Source organism: Pseudomonas sp. NyZ201, from assembly GCF_049860765.1.
GTDB classification, from domain to species: Bacteria; Pseudomonadota; Gammaproteobacteria; order Pseudomonadales; family Pseudomonadaceae; genus Aquipseudomonas; species Aquipseudomonas bharatica.
On record NZ_CP187557.1, the window covers coordinates 5,373,013 to 5,390,702 of the forward strand.

A 17,690-nucleotide genomic window follows, 5' to 3' on the forward strand; every position below is an offset into this window, starting at 1 on the left:
GGTGAACCCGCTCCCACAAGTTCACCATCGTCTGTGGGAGCGGGTTCACCCGCGATGAGGCCAGACCTGCCTACCTCAAGACCGCCCCGCCCACCGCAGCCTTCGGCTTCGGCTTCCTGAACACCAGCACATTGCCCACCATCACCAGCACCAGCCCGACCAGGGCCGGCGCCGTCCACTGGTACCCTTCCATCACCGCCGACACGTTCAGCGCCACCAACGGGAACAGCACGGTGCAATAGGCCGCCCTCTCCGGCCCCATCCGGCCCACCAGCGTCAGGTAGGCGGTAAAGGCGATCACCGACCCCGGCACTGCCAGGTACAGCAGCGACCCCACGTACTGCCCGCTCCAGTCCATGCCGAACGGCACGCCGCTGACCAGGCAATACAACCCGAGCATGCTGGCGCCATACAGCATGCCCCAGGCATTGGTGGTCATCGGCCGCAGGCCGGCCTTCTGCTGCACGCTGGACAACATGTTGCCGGCCGAGAAGCACAAGGTCCCCAGCAGCCCCAGGCCCAGCCCCATCAAGGTTTCATGGCTGGCGCCCTGCCCGGCCAGTTCCGGCCAGAACAGCAAGCCCAACCCGGCCAGCCCCAGCGCCCCGCCAATCAACACATTGGGCGCGATTTTCTGCCCGAAGAACACCCGGGCATTCAGCGCGTTCCACAGGGTCGCGGTGGAAAACACCACGGCGATCAACCCGGTGGTCACCCACTGGCTGGCGGTAAGGAAACACATGAAGTTCAGGCAGAACAGGCACAGGCCCTGGGCGACGCAGACCAGGTGCCCACGCGGGTTCATCGGTTGCAGCTTGCGGCTCAGCAGCAGGAACGCGAACAGCACCAGCGCCGCCAGGGCGAAGCGATAGACGATGGACACCGGGATGGCGACCACCCCGAGTTGCAGTTTCAAGGCGATCCAGGTGGTGCCCCAGATCAGGACGGTGAGCAGATACAGCGACAGGTTCATGGCGAAGGCTCCTACGATGGCCTTCAGTCTCAGCCCTGCCCGGCATATTCCGCTTGCATAAACTTGCGCTTTTATCGGCTAACCGGCTGTCAGACCAATGCCTACGGCGTAGGATGACCGCGGAGGTAGCCACCATGACCGCGCTCGACCAATTGCAGGTATTCAAGTCGATGAATGCTTCGCCCCATGCCCGCCTGGAAACCAGCGCGCTGCTGGGCGAGGGCATGGCAGCGGCGTTGTGGAGCAACCGGCATGACGCGCGGGACTACGAGGCGCCCAGCCATCACACCCTGTCGTGCTACATCGCCGACGGCACCGGCACCTTCCGCCGTGGCCAGCCGGACCGCAAGGGCGCGCCCGACAAGTTGTGCGTGATGCCGGCGGGCTGCGTGTCGAACTGGATCGTCAACGGCAGCATTCGCCTCGCCCACCTGTATATCAGCGAGGAACAGTTCGCCCTGGGTTGCGTCACCCTGCTCGACCGTGACCCACGGGAACTGCAATTGCGCGAAGCGGATTTCATCGAGGATGCGCAGCAGGCCCGGCGCTTTCGACAGTTGATCGCGATGAACTGGGAAGAGCCGGGGGAGCGTTTGCTGACCAGCAGCCTGGCACACGAGATCCTCAGCCATGCGCTGCTCAGCCAGGTCGGGTTGCGTGAAGGCTTGCGCTTGAAGGGCGGCCTGGCAGCGCATCAGCGCCGGCATCTGGCGGACTACATCGAGGGGCATCTGGACGAATCGATCGGGCTCGGCGAACTGGCAGCGCTGTGCAGCCTGTCGGAGTACCACTTTGCGCGGATGTTCCGCGAGAGCTTCGGGCTGCCGCCGCACCAGTACCTGCTGGCGCGAAGGCTGGCCAAGGCCCGCGAGCTGCTGGCCGCAGGGGACCTGCCGCTGGGCGAGGTGGCATTGCGCTGCGGGTTTGCCAGTGCCAGTCATTTCAGCAACCGGTTCCGCCAGGCGGTGGGGGCGACGCCGGGGGCTTATCGGCTGGCGCTCGGCCGCTAGGGCCTCATCGCGGGTGAACCCGCTCCCACAGACGGTGGTGAACCTGTGGGAGCGGGTTCACCCGCGATGAGGCCCGAGAGATCAACAAAGAGATCAGAACTCCAGCGTGCTCGAAAGGCTGACCTGCCGCGAATCCCCGATCGCCACGAAGTAGCGGTTCACCGCCGAGGTGTAGTAGGTCTTGTCGAACAGGTTCTTCACGTTCAACTGGAAACGCACCTTGTGCTCGTCGAGCTTCGTTTCGTAGCTGGCAAAGGCATCCGCCACGGTGTACGACGGCAGATCGAAGTCATTGACCGGGTTGCCCGCCCGCTCGCCTACATAACGCGCCCCGGCGCCCATGCGCAGGCGATCGCCGCCCAGCACGCTGCCGAAGTCATACACCGCCGAAAGCGACCCACTGTGCCTGGCCACGTTCTGCAGGCGATTGCCCTTGTAGTCCGGGTCCTTGGTCACTTCCGCGTCGGTGAAGGCGTAGCTGCCGATCAGGCTCCAGCGCTCGCTCAACTGGCCGCTGACGTCCACTTCCAGACCACGGGATTTCACCTCGCCCGCCGCGCTGTAGACCGTATCGCCAGTGCTGGTATCGAAGTTGGACACCAGCACGTTGCGCTTGGTGATGTCGAACAGCGCGACCGTGGCACTAAGCGAGTCCGGCAGATCCAGCTTGGCACCGATCTCCCAGGCCTTGCCCTCTTCCGGCGCGATCGCCGAGTCCAGCACCAGGCCGCCGGTCAGCGGAGCGATGCTGGAGTTAGGCTTGAACGACTCGCTGTAGCTGCCGTACAGCGACAGCGTGTCGTCGACCTTGTAGACCACCCCGGCATGCGGCACCCAGGCCTGGTCCTTGTTGTCGGTATTGGCCTTGAACGGCCGCCCGCGCCCGGCGTACTGGTCGTAGGTCTGCCAGCGTGCGCCGGCCACCAGGATCCAGTGCTCGTCGAGGTGCAGCGAGTCCTGGAAGAACAGTGCGTCGTTGCGCAGCTTGTCGGTCTGCGCACTGTCGCTGGCGCGTACCGTGGTGCCCTCGACTTCGCGGCCATACACCGGGTTGATGTAGCTGAAGGTACTGCGGCTGGCCTGGCGGATCAGGTCGGAGCGATAGATCTTGCGGTATTCGCTATCGATACCGAACAGCAGGTCGTTCTGCAATCCGGCGACCTGCACCTTGCCGTCGAAGCTCAGGGTGGCGAAACGGTCGCTGCTCAACGCACCACGGGTGCCGTCGATGCTGCGGGTCAGGGTGCCGCGGGCGGCATTCACGCCGGTCACCCGCACCTGGCTGGCGTCATAGGTCTCGCGGTTGAAGCTGTAGCCGAAGTGAGCCTTCCAGTCATCGGAAAACTGGTGATCGACTTCCAGGCGATACAGGTCCGAGCGCCCTTCCATGTCGTTGAACGGTTCGTCGAGGCGGCGCTCGGCAGGAATGTTCAACGGACGATTGGTGTTCGGGTCGATGGCGGTGCCGCGGTCGAACGGGTAGAGGAACTCACGATGCTCGTAGGCCAGCTGCACCTGGGTGTTTTCGCCGTACCAGGCCAGCGACGGGGCCACCAGCGATTCGCGGTGCACGCCGTAGTTGCGCCAGTAGTCCTCGTCCTCATGGTCCAGCACCAGGCGATAGGCCAGGCCGCTGTCGCCCAGGGCGCCAGTGCTGTCGAGGCCGCCGCCGCTGCCGTTCTTGCCTTCGCCGTAGGTCGAGCCGCGCAGGTTGAGGGCGTTGTAGCTCTGCAATTGCGGGCGCTTGCTGACCACGTTGATCACCCCGCCCGGGTCCTGGATGCCGTACAGCAGCGAGGCCGGGCCCTTGAGCACTTCGACGCGCTCGGTGGTGGCGTTGAGGCTGCGGCCCTGCACGATGGGCATGCCGTCGCGCATGATCGAGCCGTCGCGGTTGTCGCCGAAGCCGCGCTTCATCACGGTGTCGGAGGTGCCGCCGAAGTTGTTGCCCTGGGTGATGCCGCTGACGTTGTACAGGGCATCGTCGAGGTTGCGCGGGGTCTGGTCCTTGAGCACCTGTTCCGGCACCACGTTGATGGCCTGCGGAATGTCCATGCTCGACGCCGAACCACGCATGATCGAGGTGGTTTCCGGCTGGGCGTAGCTGCCGATGCCATCAGCCTGGGACACGATGCTGGTGGCCTGCAGGCTGAGGGTGCCGTCCTGCGGCAAGGGTTCCAGGGTCAGGGTGCGGGCATTGACCCGGCGGTAGCCGAAGCCGGAACCCTGCAACAGCCGCAGCAACGCCGCTTCGGCACCCAGCCGGCCGTTCAGCGCCGGCGCCTGCAGGCTGGAGAGATCGACGGTGTAGACCACGCTGAGCCCGGTGATACGACTGAAATCGGCCAGGGCCTGGGGCAGCGGCTTGCCCGGCACATCGAACTGATACACCTGCTCGACCTGCTCCGCCGCATATGCCGGCAGCACCATCAGCCCCGCCAAACCCAATGAAACGCTGTAAACCGCCGACCTTGCCTGCATGCCGATGAACCTGTGAGAGAACAGTCTTGTATGCGAATAAATCGCACTTCCATTCACTACACGGATGTCGTCGCGAAGTACCTCACATGTTTTTCAAAATAATTTTCAACGCAGCAAGGTGACCCGGCCGAACAGCGTGTGGCGCTGGAACCCGGTCACCGCGCCGAGGGCATCAAGGGCTGCCAGCGGGTCGTTGCCGGGGAAGCTGCCGCTGACCTTGCGCGCGCCGAGCTGGCGGTCGAGCAGGATGATGCGTCCGGGATAGTAGCGAGCCAGATCATCCACCACCTGGCTCAGCGGAACCTCGTAGTAGTTCAGCCAGCCCTGGCGCCAGGCCAGGCTGTTCTGGCTATCGACGCCGTGCACCCGGCCGGCCTGGCCGTCGTGGTATTCGACCTGCTGGTTGGCCGTAAGCACTTGCTGCGCCTGCCCTGCGCCGGCAGTGACCCCGACCCGCCCGGACAGCACCGTGACCTGCGCCCCGCCGGCTTGCTGGCGGACCTCGAACTGCGTGCCCAGCACCTCGGTGCGGCCGCCTTCGGTCTCGACGACAAAGGGCTGGCCCGTGTGGCTGACATGGAAGAACACAGCGCCACGCTGCACCTCGATACGACGCTGGCCGTGGCTGAAATCGACGCGGATGGCGGTATCGGCGTCCAGCACCAGGTGCGAGTTGTCGGCCAGGGTCACTTCGCGTATCTGCCCGACCGGCGCCACATAGTCCGCGCCGAGGTCGCGCAGCCAGTCCGCCGGATGCCAACCAGCACCGGTGCCGAGCATCAGCAGCAGGAAAGCCGCAGTTGCAAGACCGCCGAGCTTGCGCGCCTTGCGCACCGGCACGGGCTCGTTGGCGATGCTCGCCTTGCAGGCTTCGAGGGCGCGCATCATGTGTTTTTCCACCGCGCTTTGGGAAAGCGCCATGACCTTGGCGATCTCGCCATAGGTGCGTCCATGAATACGGTTGAGCAGAAAGATCTGCCGGGTGCGCTCGGGCAACTCGCGCAGGGCCGCCTCGATCCGGCGCAGGTCGCTGCTGGCCTCGAATGCCGCCTCGGGCTGGCTTTCCTGCGGCAGTTCAAGGGGCTCGGGGAGGCTTTCGTTGACTCGCTCGCGGGCGCCCTCGCTGCGCAGATGGTCGATGGCGATATTGCCGGCACAACGCATCAGGTAGCTTTCCAGGGCCTCGATCCCGATCTGCGGGCGCCGCCAGAAGCGCAGGAACAGCTCCTGCACCAGGTCTGCCGCAGTCGCCCGGCAACCGACCCGCCGCCTCACCAGGTTTTCCATGCGCCCGCGCTGGGCCAGGAATACCTGGAGGAAACGGGCCCGGGCCAGGGCGTCATCGAGCGGTTCGGCCATCGCGTCAGATCAGCCCGAGCGCAGAAAACGGCGCCAGCACCAGGCTCAGCGCTGCCAACCCGAGCAGCCAGCGTGGCCGGTAGGGCAAGGCGAAAACCCACAGGCACAGGCTGGCCATCAGCAAGCCGAACAGTTCGGCCAGGCCGATCGCCCAGCCGGCGTGCCTGACTGCCGCGGCGAGGGCCAGGGCCAGGAGCAGCCAGCCGGCCAGGCGCAAGACGAGGGTTTGCCCGGGGCGGGGTTTGCGCCCGAGCAGTTCGCTGAAGTGCTTGTCCATGGCCAGACACAACGCCGCGCAGCCGGCGAAGGCAAACAACGCGATCGCCAGCATCAGTTCGTCTCCGCTTCGAGGTACGGCGTCCGGGCCGCTTTCGGCGTGCGCCTGGCCGCCGGTAGCGGTTCGCGCAGCATTTTCGCGGCGGTCCAGGCGAACAGCAGGCCACAGCCGAACACGGTGAGGTCGAAACCGGCCATCGCCCAGTCGCCACCCGGAATCGAATGGTTCAGGCCCTGGCCGGTGGTCAGCCCGTTGAGCAGCGGCAAGGCTGTCCAGGCCAGCGCCGCCAGCGCCAGTTGCTCGCCCCAGGCGCGGCGCCCCGGACGCAGCAGCGCATGCAGCAGGCTTGCGAGCCAGACGCCGAAGAACAGGTTCACTTCCCACTGAGCCCGCCCTTCCAGGCCGACCGGCAACAGGCGGTTGGCCCAGAAGAATCCGGCCACGGCGAGGATCAGCCCGCTCATGCTGACGATGTTCAGCACTTCCACCAGGCGCAGTTCGAACGGCTGGGTGCCGCTCCTGGCGTGCTTGAGCTGGCGCTTGCCAAGCCACATCACCAGCCCGGTGCCGATCACCGCCGTGCCGGCCAGGCCGAAGAAGAAATACAACCAGCGCAGCAGCGGGCCGGCGAAAGAGGCCATGTGCAGGCCATAGAAGCCGCCGCTGACGATCCCGGCGACGCTCTCGGGACGGGCACTCCAGGCCAGGCTGCCGTCGGCGCCGTTGAAACGCCAGCCGGCACCGCGCTGCACCGATACCCGCTCGCGGCCATCGGGGACGAACAGCACCTGGGCATTGCGGTCGCCCGGGCGCTGGATTTCGACCCAACTGATCTTCGCTTCCGGGGCCTGCGCCAGCAGCCGCGCATAAAGCTGCGGCAGCGCCTGCATGGGGGCCTTCTCGCCGGAGGCGGCAACCAGGTCGCGGCCGCCGAAGACCTCATTGAAATAGCTGTCCTGGTTGTCATAACCGGCAAGGATCGGCGCGGGCATGACCATGTACATGAAGATCACCAGGCTGCTGTAGCTGATCATCAGGTGGAACGGCAACACCAGCACGCCGATCGCGTTATGCCCGTCGAGCCACGAGCGCTGGCCCTTGCCGGGACGGAAGGTGAAGAACTCCTTGAAGATCTTCTTGTGGGTGATGATCCCGGTGACCAGCCCGACCAGCATCATCAGCGCAGCGAAGGTCGCCAGCCAGCGGCCCCACGGATAAGGCATTTCCAGCTGGAAGTGGAAGCGGTAGAAGAAATCGCCACCGCGGGTTTCGCGGGTCGGCACTTCCTCGCCGGTGGCGGCGTCCAGGGTCTTGCGGGTAAAGCCGCGCTGGCCATCGCCGCCGCGCCAGCCGACGGTGATGCCCGGGGTGCGCTCGTCCGGGAGCTGGATGAACCAGTTCGGGGCGTCGCCGGCGTTGCGTTGCAGGTAATCCTGGGCCTTGCCTAGCGCCAGCGGGATATCCAGGGCCCGCACCGGTACCTCCGGCTGGCTCCAGCGGGTGATCTCGGGCTTGAAGTAGGACATGGTCCCGGTGAGGAAGATGGCGAACAGCAGCCAGCCGAAAATCAGCCCGGCCCAGGTGTGCAGCCAGGCCATCGCCTGGCGGAAGCCCTCTTTCATGGCCGCGCCACCCAGTACGTCAAGCCATTGATCGTGCCCAGCACCAGGCTCGGCAACAGGATGCCCAACCAGGCCCGCCAGGCGCTGTGGCTGGCGAACGCCCAGATGAACGCACCGAGGTAGAACAGGAACGAGCTCATCATGCCCACCTGCACCGCATCGGCCCTGGGCAGCGGCAGCCATTGGCTGAGCAGCACCCCGGCCATCGCCGCCAGGGCATAGCCGCCGAACAGCGCGGCGAGGCAACGCGAGGTCACGGCGAGGCGATAATTCAGGGGCAGGCCGGCGGCAGTGCTCTTCATGACGGGGCGTCCGGGACGGAAAGACGCCTAATATAAATGATAAGGATTCTCAGAATCAAAGCTATCTGACAGGTCGCCACTCACCGTCCGACTGCCGGAGCACAGGTTTCCCTTTCAACGAGAGAAATGCGCTACGCACTTATCTCCCTGATCCTACCCCTGTTTCCCAACCCGATTGAAACAAAATATTTTTATTTTTTAGGGGGTTGAAATCCGCTTCGATCTGCCCGAAGTTGTAAGCAAGAGGCAACGAATTCCAAGGCAACCCGGCCTCCGGTGCCTCTTGCGAGCTAGCTGAATAAGGATTGGAATCATGCAAATCCAGGTCAACAGCGACAACCATATTCAAGGCAACATCCGGCTGGAACAGTGGGTACGCAGCACGGTTGAAAGTACGCTCGAACGCTTTGACGACGGGGTCACCCGGGTCGAGGTCCACCTGAGGGACGAGAACGGCGACAAGCCCGGTCCCCACGACAAACGTTGCCAGATGGAGGCACGCCCAAAAGGCCATCACCCGATTTCCGTAACCCACAAGGCCGCCACACTGGAGCAGGCCATCGAGGGTGCAGCATCGAAACTGAACAACGCCCTGGAGCATTTCTACGGCAAGCTGCGCAGCAAACGCGCCGTCACCCAGCAAGAGATCAGCGCCAATGACGCGCTGCTGCAAGAGGAATTCCTCGAACGGCTGGGTTGAACGTAAGAACAGCAACGCGAGACGGTAAATGAAAAAGCCCCTGGCCTCGTGGCCAGGGGCTTTTTCTTTGGTGTACGCGTACCCTGTGGGAGCGGGTTCATCGGAGCGCCAAACCGCCGCGATTGCGGTAGTGAATTCACCATTGCGATCGCGGGTGAACCCGCTCCCACAGGGTACGCGATTGCTCTCAATGCTCCGGCAAGTTCTCCAGCTCCCCGGCCCGCTGTTTGGTCATGTCCACCTCGCAGCCAATCCCGTTGAGCCGATCGATGGTGCCACCGGTCATGCTGTAGTACATCCCGCAATTGGCATCCCGGTACGCCACCCATTTGCGCTGGGCATCCCTGAGCTTGCCCTTCTGTACTTCCCCGAGGCTGCCCATGGCTGCCTTGTAGTTCTGGTTCAGACGATCATCCTGGCGCTTCAGCTCGGCGCCGGAGCATTCGCTCATGGCCGCCGTGGTGCTGGCGCCCTTCATGCACTGGCTGTAACTGTCGGCCTGGGCCAGCGGGCTGGCCGCGAGCAGGGCCAGGGCGAGGATTCCAAGGTTCATCGGCACACTCCGTGTCAGGTAATTGAGGATTCAACAGGTTCCAGCAGGCAGGCGCGGGTCACTTGAGCCCGCAGCCAGCGATGGGCCGCATCACCCTCACGGCGCTCGTGCCAGGCCTGCTGGAAGCCAAAGGCCCGGATCGGCAGGGGTGGTGCGAAACAGCGTAGCCCACGGGGCGGGCGCAACAGGTTGCGGCGGGCGACGGTGAGCACCAGATCGGTCCCGGCCAGCACTTCGGTGGCAGCGATCCAGTGCGGCATCGCCAGCGCAACACGCCGTTGCTCTCCCAAGGCGGCCAGGGCAAGGTCGATTTCGTTGTCGGTACCGGGTCGCATCGCCACCAGCACATGAGGACGGGCCAGCCACTGCGCCAAGGTCAGCCCGCCACGGGCCGGCAGGGTGTCGCGGTCGGCCAGGCAGGCGAAGCTTTCCTCGAACAGGGTCTGCGCACGCAACGGCGCGGTCAGGGTCGGAAAGACCCCAAGCGCCAGATCGATTTCGCCATCGAACAACTGGCTGAGCATCGCTTCGCGACTGCCCTGGGTCACCACCAGATCCACCTCCGGCGCCTCGACGCGCAACGCACGAACCAGACGGGGCAGGACAACCCTCGCGCCATAGTCCGACATCGCCAGGCGAAAACTGCGCCGCGCCCGCAGCGGATCGAAGCCGGGACTGCTGAGCAAGGCATCGAGTTGCTGCAATGCCTCTCTGAGCGGCTGGGCCAACTCCAGGGCACGGGCCGTGGGCTGCAAGCGCCCTCCCCGGCGTACTAGCAACGGATCGGCAAAGATATCGCGCAACTGTGCCAGCGCATGGCTCACCGCCGGCTGGCTGCGATGCAGGCGCAAGGCGGCACGGGAAACATGCTGCTCGGCCAGAAGGGCATGCAGGGTCAGCAACAGATTGAGGTCGATACGGCGCAGATCATCCATATGACGAATAGTCCCCGTGCAAAATTCGAATTTCCATCCAGCCTGTGGATAACCAAGACTGCCTTATGCCCATCGTGCGTATCAAGGAGTCCGCCATGAATCTCAACATCGCCCCCGCTGTCGTAGCGCTGCCGCTGATCGCCCTGCTCGCCGGAGCTGCCGTGCCGTTCCAGGCCGGGAGCAACGCTGCGCTAGGTCGCCTGCTTGGTCATCCACTATGGGCCACGCTGGTCTCGCTTGCAGTCAGTGTGCTGATGGTATTGCCCGCGCTCTGGCTGATGCGCGCACCGATGCCGCAAGTGGCGGCACTGGGCCAGGCCCCCTGGTGGGCATGGTTCGGCGGGGTGGCAGGCGTGGTCTATATCACTGCGGCGCTGATCCTGACGCCCAAGCTCGGCGCAGCGGGTTTCATCGTCTGCGTGATTGCCGGCCAGGTGCTGTCATCGCTAGCCATCGACCAGTGGGGCCTGATGGGCCTGCCCGAGCGCCCGGTCAACCTGGCACGGCTGCTGGGGGTCGGGCTGATCGTGGTGGGCATGCTGGTGGTGCAGTGGGGCACCCGCTCCAGCCAATAGCGGTCAGGCCGCGGTCGAGCCCATGTCGAAATCGAATGGCTGCAACGGCGGCAGGCCATGGGCGGCGCGGGCGTCGTCGCAACGCGGATTGTGCTCGCCGTTTTCCCAGGACGCCTCGAATTCCCGGCATGGGCTGGAACGCTGTTCGTACATGGTGCAGGCGACCGCCTTGCCCACCTCGCCCGACAGGGAAATGCAACGCGTCGGCTTGGCATCGGTGCCGATCATCGCGACCCGGCTCGGGGTGATCTGCACCACCAGGTCATCCGGCACGCAACCGCCGGCCGAGGTGCATTCGCCCCAGAAGAAGGACACACGGAAATGCGCGCAGCAGGCGCCACAGCTCAAGCAAGGATGGGTATCGGACATGATGTCGGGAGGGGGGAGCAAGAATTGTTATGGGGAGAATCCCGTCGCCAATTCTATGCGATGCCACGCCGTTGAGAAGGGGGTGACGAAAAGAAATCCGGGCGCCCGACCGGCGGAAGGAAAAAGGCCCGAAGCGCCCGTATCACGGGGGCTTCGGGCCTTTCGGGCGTGCCTTAGACCTTGGCCGGTTTGGCGGCTTTCGGCGCCTCGATGCCGTCGGCCCGGAACATCTGGCGGATGCCGCGCACAGCCTGGCGGATCCGGTCCTGGTTCTCGATCAGGGCGAAGCGCACGTGATCGTCGCCGTAGTCACCGAAGCCGATGCCCGGCGACACGCAGACCTTGGCTTCGGCCAGCAGCTTCTTGGAAAACTCCAGGGAGCCGAGATGCTTGTATTGCTCGGGAATCTTGGCCCAGACGTACATCGATGCCTTGGGGTTCTCGACCATCCAGCCGATCTCGTGCAGGCCCTTGACCAGCACGTTGCGGCGCTGGCGATACTGCTCGGCGATGTCGCGCACGCACTGCTGGTCGCCTTCAAGGGCGGCGATGGCCGCGACCTGCAGCGGAGTGAAGGTGCCGTAGTCGTGGTAGCTCTTGATCCGCGCCAGGGCGCTGACCAGCTCCGGATTGCCGACCATGAAGCCGATCCGCCAGCCAGCCATGTTGTAGCTCTTGGACAGGGTGAAGAACTCCACCGCGATATCCTTGGCTCCCGGCACCTGCATGATCGACGGGGCTTTCCAGCCGTCGTAGACGATGTCGGCATAGGCCAGGTCGTGGATCACCAGCACGCCATACTGCTTGGCCAGTTCAACCACCCGCTCGAAGAAGTCCAGCTCCACGCACTGCGACGTAGGGTTCGAGGGGAAGCCGAGGATCATCATCTTCGGTTTCGGAATGGACTCGCGGATGGCCCGCTCCAGCTCGGCGAAGAAGTCCACGCCCGGGACCAGCGGCACCGAACGCACCTGGGCGCCGGCGATTACCGCACCGTAGATGTGGATCGGGTAGCTGGGGTTGGGCACCAGCACCGTGTCGCCGTGGTCCAGGGTAGCCAGCATCAGGTGTGCCAGGCCTTCCTTGGAGCCGATGGTAACGATGGCTTCGCTCTCGGGGTCGATCTCGACCTTGTAGCGCTCCTCGTACCAGCGCGAAATCGCGCGGCGCAGACGGGGGATGCCTCGGGAAGTGGAATAGCCGTGGGTGTCTTCACGCTGGGCGACCTGCACCAGCTTCTCGACGATATGCGGCGGCGTGGCCCCGTCGGGGTTGCCCATGCTCAGGTCGATGATGTCCTCGCCACGACGGCGCGCGGCCATCTTGAGTTCGGCGGTGATGTTGAAGACGTAGGGGGGGAGACGATCGATGCGCGCAAAACGGCGCGGCGAACCTTGTTCGGCCATGATTTCCTCGAAGACGTAAGCGCCCGGAACCGTCCGAGCGACGTTGGCCACTCCTGTGGCCGAGGCTGAAAGATAGGGCCGGGGGTGGATTCTTGTAAAGCGTTATTTCATAGACCCTGTGATTACCCCACTGGCCTCATCGCCGGCAACGCCGGCTCCCACAGGTATCGTGTGCACCGCTGAACCTGTGGGAGCCGGCGTTGCCGGCGATGAGGCCCTCAAGACAAACAACAACGCCCCGGAACCTCTCGGCGCCGGGGCGTTTTCGTCAACCGTCGGTGCTCATTGCACGTAGGTCATCAGCACTTCCGCCGGGGTGCGGGTATCCACCGACATCATCACGCTCAGGGCAGTGATGGTGAAGATGGAGAAGGCGAATACCTTGCGCGCCCACAGGCGGTCATCGGCCACCTTGTTGCCGCCCCAGGCCATGTACAACCAGTACAGGCCCATGGCCGCCGCGACGGCCAGGTAGCTCAGGCCGGCGTAGCCGCCAATGGTGAGCATCAGGGTGGCGACCAGGAAGGCCACGATGTACCAGATGATCTGCTTCTTCGCCGCCGCCACGCCACGGGCGACCGGCAGGACCGGAATCGACGCGGCGCGGTAGTCGTTGAAGCGGAAGATCGCGATCGCGTACGAGTGCGGCATCTGCCACAGGCTGAACATCACCAGCAGGGTCAGCGCAGCCAGGTCGAAGGTGCCGCTCACGGCGCAGTAGCCGATCACCGGAGGCATGGCACCGGACAGGCTGCCAACCAGGGTGCCGTGCACCGACTTGCGCTTGAGGTACAGGCTGTAGAAACCGACGTAGATGATGAAGCCGATCAGGCCGAACAAGGCCGCCAGGGCGTTGGCCTTGAACAACAGCAGGCCCAGGCCGGCAACCCCGAGCAGGGTGCCGTAGGCCAGGGCTACCGGCGACGAGATCGCACCTTGAACCATTGCGCGGTTCTTGGTGCGCTCCATCTTGATGTCGATGTCGCGGTCGATCCAGTTGTTGAAGACGCAACCGGACGCTACGACCAGCGAGGTACCAATCACCGTGGCGAGGAACAGCATGAAATCGACATGCCCTGCCGCAGCGAGGAAGAAACCGCCCGCCACGGACAACACGTTACCGAAGATGATTCCCGGTTTGGTGATCTGGATAAAGTGTTTCAGGGACATGCCGGATTACCTCACTTCGCCATCATGCTGGTGTGGATGCTGAACATGATCCACAGCGACAGGCCGACCAGCAGGGCGATGACCAGGCCGGTGAACAGGAACGACGTCACGTTGGAACGTGCTGCCTTCGAGCTGTCCAGGTGCAGGAAGTAGTACAGGTGCACCACGATCTGGATCACTGCGAAGGCAACGATGATCAGCAGGGTCATGTCCTTCGGCAGGGTCGGGTACATCACCAGGCCGAACGGAATGACGGTGAGGATCACCGACAGGATGAAGCCGATGGCGTACGACTTGACGCTGCCGTGGTTGGCTTCGTCGTGGCCGTGGCTGTTGTGTGCGTTAGCCATTTACAGAACCCCCATCAGGTACACGACGGTGAACACGCAGATCCAGACCACGTCCAGGAAGTGCCAGAACAGGCTCAGGCAGCTCATGCGGGTCTTGTGGGTGTTGGTGATACCGTCCTTGTTGATCTGGTACATCATGATCGCCATCCAGATCAGGCCCGCGGTCACGTGCAGACCGTGGGTGCCGACCAGGGCGAAGAAGCCAGACAGGAAGCCGCTGCGGCTAGGGCCGAAGCCTTCGCTGATCAGCAGGTGGAACTCGTTGACTTCCATGCCGATGAAGCCTGCACCCAGCAGCCAGGTGATTGCCAGCCAGGCCAGCACGCCACCCTTGTTGCCTTTGTACATCTGCAGCATGGCGAAACCGAAGGTGATACTGGAGAACAGCAGCAGCGCGGTTTCGACCAGTACGTAGTTCAGTTCGAAAATGTCATGACCCGACGGGCCGCCGGCGAAGTTGCCGGACAGCACCGCGTAGGTGGCGAAGATCGACGCAAACAGGATGCAGTCGGTCATCAGGTACAGCCAGAAACCGAATACGGTCATCTGGCTCGAGTCGTGGTGGTGATCGTCATGCCCATGGTCGTGACCATGAGCATCTGCGTTGATTACATGACTGGACATTGATTAAACCCGCTCAAACGATTCGACACGTGCACCGGCAGGCGCACCAGTGGCCAGACCCAGGGCTTTCATGCGCTCACCTTCGATGCGCGCCACTTCCTCGGCCGGAACCATGTAGCCCTGGTCGTCACGCGCAGCGTGGCGAACGAAGACTGCGACGGTGGCGAACAGGCTGACGCCGACCAGCCACCAGATGTGCCAGATGAAGGCAAAGCCGAAGATGGTCAGGAACAGGCCCATGAACACACCGGTGGAGGTGTTGTTCGGCATGTGGATCGCTTCGTACTTGGCCGGAACCTTGTACGCAACGCCGGCTTCCTTGGCTTCGTGCCAGGCATCCAGGCCGACTTTCTCAGGCATGGTGGCGAAGTTGTAGAACGCAGGTGGCGACGAAGTCGACCATTCCAGGGTACGGCCGCCCCATGGGTCGCCGGTGACGTCCAGGTTGTCCTTGCGATCGCGGATCGACACGTACAGCTGGATCAGCTGGCAAGCGATACCGAACAGGATCAGCACGGCGCCGACCACGGCAACGTACAGGTACGGTTCCCAGGCAGGGTTGTCCGAGTGGTTCAGACGACGGGTCATACCCATGAAGCCCAGGGCGTACAGCGGCATGAAGGCCACGTAGAAGCCGGAGATCCAGAACCAGAAGGCAGCCTTGCCCCACTTCTCGTTCAGGGTGAAACCGAAGGCTTTCGGGAACCAGAAGGCGAAGCCCGCCACGTAGCCGAAGACCGCACCGCCGATGATCACGTTGTGGAAGTGGGCGATCACGAACAGGCTGTTGTGCAGCACGAAGTCAGCACCTGGAACGGCCAGCAGAACGCCGGTCATGCCACCGATGGAGAAGGTGACCATGAAGCCCAGGGTCCAGAGTACTGGCGCGGTGAAGCGCAGGCGGCCCTGGTAGATGGTGAACAGCCAGTTGAACAGTTTCACGCCGGTCGGGATCGAGATCAGCATCGTCGCCAGACCGAAGAAGGTGTTGACGCTGGCGCCCGAACCCATGGTGAAGAAGTGGTGCAGCCAGACCGCAAAGCCCAGTACCGCGATCGCGCCCGATGCGTAGATCATCGAGTGGTGACCGAACAGGCGCTTGCCGGTGAAGGTCGAGGTCACTTCCGAGAACACGCCGAAGGCCGGCAGGATCAGGATGTACACCTCAGGGTGACCCCACGCCCAGAACAGGTTGACGTACATCATCGGGTTCCCACCAAGCTCGTTGGTGAAGATGTGGAAGTCCAGATAACGGTCAACGGTCAGCAGGGCCAGGGCAGCGGTCAGGATCGGGAACGAAGCCACGATCAGGACGTTGGCCCAGGTGCAGGTCCAGGTGAAGATCGGCATGTCCATCAGTTTCATGCCAGGGGCGCGCATTTTCAGCACGGTCACCAGGAAGTTCACACCGGTCAGCGTCGTACCCAGACCCGACAACTGGAGTGCCCAGATGTAGTAGTCAACCCCGACACCCGGGCTGTACTGGATACCCGACAGCGGCGGATAGGCCACCCAGCCGGTCTTGGCGAACTCGCCCACGCCCAGGGAGATGTTGACCAGCGCAACGCCGGACACCAGCAGCCAGAAGCTCAGGGAGTTGAGGAACGGGAAGGCCACGTCGCGGGCGCCGATCTGCAGCGGCAGCGCCAGGTTCATCAGGCCGGTGAAGAATGGCATCGCCATGAAGATGATCATGATCACACCGTGGGCGGTGAAGATCTGGTCATAGTGTTCAGGCGGCAGGTAGCCCTCGGCGCCACCGGTGGCGGCCGCGAGCTGGGTACGCATCATGATCGCGTCGGCGAAGCCGCGGATCAGCATCAGCATGGCGACGATGATGTACATCACGCCGATCTTCTTGTGGTCGACCGAGGTCAGCCACTCGGACCAGAGGTAGGTCCACTTCTTGAAATAGGTGATTGCCGCGAACAACGCGATACCGCCGAGCGCGATCATGGCGAGGGTCACCATGACGATCGGCTCGTGATACGGGATCGCGTCCAGACTTAATTTACCGAACATCTCTTACTCCTCTGCCCCGGCAGCTGAATGCATACTCACGTCCATCCCTTCGGTACCGGTAGTGGCCGCTGCTTCTTTGTGCTCGGCCTTCTCGTGTACCACCGGCTTGCCGCGGTTCATGCCTTCGTACTTGTCGACGATGGTCTGGAACTGGTCGGCCGGCGCCACGCTGTACAGCGCGACTGGATTGTTTTCGCTCGGTTTGGCCAAGGCCTCGTACTCAGCTTTGTCCAGCTGCTTAGGCGACTGCTTGACTTCGTTCACCCACGCCTCGAAATCGGCCTGGGAGGTGGCGACTGCCTTGAATTTCATGCCGGTGAAGCCTGCACCGCTGTAGTTCGCCGAGATACCGTCGAACTCGCCGTTCTCGTTGGCGATCAGGTGCAGCTTGGTGGTCATGCCGGCCATCGCGTAGATCTGGCCACCCAGCGCAGGGATGAAGAACGAGTTCATCACGGCGTCGGAGGTCACGCGGAAGTTGACCGGGGTATTGGCCGGGAAGACGATCTTGTTGACGGTGGCGATGCCTTGTTCCGGGTAGATGAACAGCCACTTCCAGTCCAGGGCGACCACGTCGATCTGCACCGGCTTCACGTCGGAAACCAGCGGACGATACGGGTCCAGCTCATGGGTGGTTTTGTAGGTGACGATACCCAGGGCGATGATGATCAGGACCGGGATGGTCCAGACCGCCACTTCGATCTTGGTCGAGTGCGACCAGTCCGGGGTGTACTTGGCAGCCTTGTTGGAAGCGCGGTACTTCCAGGCGAACGCCAGGGTCATGCAGATGACCGGGACGACCACCAGCAGCATCAGGCCGAAGGCGATCAGGATCAGGTTCTTTTGCTCAATGCCGACCTGACCTTTCGGGTCGAGCAGGGTCCAGTTGCACCCACTGAGTAAAAGCATGCCTAAAAAGGGCAGAATGCCAAACAGTCTGGGGTAACGCTTTTTACTCATCT

At 63.5% G+C, this 17,690-nt stretch carries 18 protein-coding genes; 3 read left to right on the top strand and 15 right to left on the bottom strand.

All coding sequences use genetic code 11. The features are described from left to right. Positions 1-70: 70 nt before the first annotated feature. Complete coding sequence (locus ACPFMA_RS24145) at positions 71-973, bottom strand: DMT family transporter (RefSeq protein ID WP_425928893.1); 903 nt, start codon at positions 971-973, stop codon at positions 71-73. 134 nt (positions 974-1,107) lie between these two features. Between ACPFMA_RS24145 and ACPFMA_RS24150 the strand changes: the two genes are divergently transcribed. Then, a complete protein-coding gene (locus ACPFMA_RS24150; RefSeq protein ID WP_425928894.1) occupies positions 1,108-1,983 on the top strand; it encodes a helix-turn-helix domain-containing protein in 876 nt (291 codons plus the stop codon). 93 nt (positions 1,984-2,076) lie between these two features. Here ACPFMA_RS24150 and ACPFMA_RS24155 read toward each other — a convergent pair whose 3' ends face one another. From ACPFMA_RS24155 to ACPFMA_RS24175, 5 genes are all read right to left on the bottom strand, one after another. Beyond that, a complete protein-coding gene (locus ACPFMA_RS24155) occupies positions 2,077-4,464 on the bottom strand; it encodes a TonB-dependent siderophore receptor (RefSeq protein ID WP_425928895.1) in 2,388 nt (795 codons plus the stop codon). A gap of 105 nt (positions 4,465-4,569) precedes the next feature. Further along, positions 4,570-5,823, bottom strand: a complete 1,254-nt coding sequence (locus tag ACPFMA_RS24160) for a sigma-70 family RNA polymerase sigma factor (protein WP_425928896.1) — start codon at positions 5,821-5,823, stop codon at positions 4,570-4,572. A 4-nt stretch (positions 5,824-5,827) separates the two neighbouring features. Beyond that, complete coding sequence (locus tag ACPFMA_RS24165; RefSeq protein WP_009404377.1) at positions 5,828-6,154, bottom strand: DUF3325 domain-containing protein; 327 nt, start codon at positions 6,152-6,154, stop codon at positions 5,828-5,830. Further along, positions 6,154-7,722: a PepSY-associated TM helix domain-containing protein gene (locus ACPFMA_RS24170; protein WP_425928897.1), complete on the bottom strand. Its 1,569-nt coding sequence runs from the start codon at positions 7,720-7,722 to the stop codon at positions 6,154-6,156. The genes ACPFMA_RS24165 and ACPFMA_RS24170 overlap by 1 nt, the downstream gene beginning before the upstream one ends. Next, positions 7,719-8,024 carry a DUF3649 domain-containing protein gene (locus ACPFMA_RS24175; protein WP_425928898.1) on the bottom strand — a complete coding sequence of 102 codons (306 nt, stop codon included), beginning with the start codon at positions 8,022-8,024 and terminating at the stop codon, positions 7,719-7,721. The genes ACPFMA_RS24170 and ACPFMA_RS24175 overlap by 4 nt, the downstream gene beginning before the upstream one ends. Before the next feature lie 313 nt (positions 8,025-8,337). Between ACPFMA_RS24175 and ACPFMA_RS24180 the strand changes: the two genes are divergently transcribed. Continuing rightward, positions 8,338-8,724 (top strand): HPF/RaiA family ribosome-associated protein, encoded by a 387-nt coding sequence (locus tag ACPFMA_RS24180; RefSeq protein ID WP_009404383.1) that lies wholly within the window; start codon positions 8,338-8,340, stop codon positions 8,722-8,724. Positions 8,725-8,911: 187 nt separating this feature from the next. Here the strand turns inward: ACPFMA_RS24180 and ACPFMA_RS24185 are convergent, their stop codons facing one another. Continuing rightward, positions 8,912-9,277, bottom strand: coding sequence for a lysozyme inhibitor LprI family protein (locus ACPFMA_RS24185; RefSeq protein WP_425928899.1), 366 nt, complete (start codon positions 9,275-9,277; stop codon positions 8,912-8,914). A 14-nt stretch (positions 9,278-9,291) separates the two neighbouring features. After that, a complete protein-coding gene (locus ACPFMA_RS24190) occupies positions 9,292-10,212 on the bottom strand; it encodes a LysR family transcriptional regulator (protein ID WP_064302730.1) in 921 nt (306 codons plus the stop codon). Positions 10,213-10,307: 95 nt separating this feature from the next. Between ACPFMA_RS24190 and ACPFMA_RS24195 the strand changes: the two genes are divergently transcribed. Next, a complete protein-coding gene (locus ACPFMA_RS24195; RefSeq protein WP_064302782.1) occupies positions 10,308-10,787 on the top strand; it encodes a DMT family transporter in 480 nt (159 codons plus the stop codon). A gap of 3 nt (positions 10,788-10,790) precedes the next feature. Here the strand turns inward: ACPFMA_RS24195 and ACPFMA_RS24200 are convergent, their stop codons facing one another. The 7 genes from ACPFMA_RS24200 to cyoA all read right to left on the bottom strand — a co-directional run bounded on the left by ACPFMA_RS24200 (position 10,791) and on the right by cyoA (position 17,688). Beyond that, the gene (locus ACPFMA_RS24200) at positions 10,791-11,156 is read right to left on the bottom strand and encodes a YkgJ family cysteine cluster protein (protein ID WP_425928900.1); all 366 of its coding nucleotides are present in this window, start codon (positions 11,154-11,156) and stop codon (positions 10,791-10,793) included. A gap of 173 nt (positions 11,157-11,329) precedes the next feature. After that, on the bottom strand, positions 11,330-12,562 hold the full coding sequence (alaC, locus tag ACPFMA_RS24205) for an alanine transaminase (RefSeq protein WP_425928901.1): 1,233 nt from the start codon (positions 12,560-12,562) through the stop codon (positions 11,330-11,332). 282 nt (positions 12,563-12,844) lie between these two features. After that, a complete protein-coding gene (cyoE, locus tag ACPFMA_RS24210; protein WP_009404394.1) occupies positions 12,845-13,732 on the bottom strand; it encodes a heme o synthase in 888 nt (295 codons plus the stop codon). An 11-nt stretch (positions 13,733-13,743) separates the two neighbouring features. After that, on the bottom strand, positions 13,744-14,082 hold the full coding sequence (gene cyoD / locus ACPFMA_RS24215; protein WP_009404395.1) for a cytochrome o ubiquinol oxidase subunit IV: 339 nt from the start codon (positions 14,080-14,082) through the stop codon (positions 13,744-13,746). Beyond that, positions 14,083-14,706 (bottom strand): cytochrome o ubiquinol oxidase subunit III, encoded by a 624-nt coding sequence (cyoC, locus tag ACPFMA_RS24220; protein ID WP_037061693.1) that lies wholly within the window; start codon positions 14,704-14,706, stop codon positions 14,083-14,085. A gap of 3 nt (positions 14,707-14,709) precedes the next feature. Beyond that, positions 14,710-16,728, bottom strand: a complete 2,019-nt coding sequence (cyoB, locus tag ACPFMA_RS24225) for a cytochrome o ubiquinol oxidase subunit I (RefSeq protein WP_009404397.1) — start codon at positions 16,726-16,728, stop codon at positions 14,710-14,712. 3 nt (positions 16,729-16,731) lie between these two features. After that, positions 16,732-17,688, bottom strand: coding sequence for a ubiquinol oxidase subunit II (cyoA, locus tag ACPFMA_RS24230; RefSeq protein WP_009404398.1), 957 nt, complete (start codon positions 17,686-17,688; stop codon positions 16,732-16,734). Between the last annotated feature and the right edge of the window lie 2 nt (positions 17,689-17,690).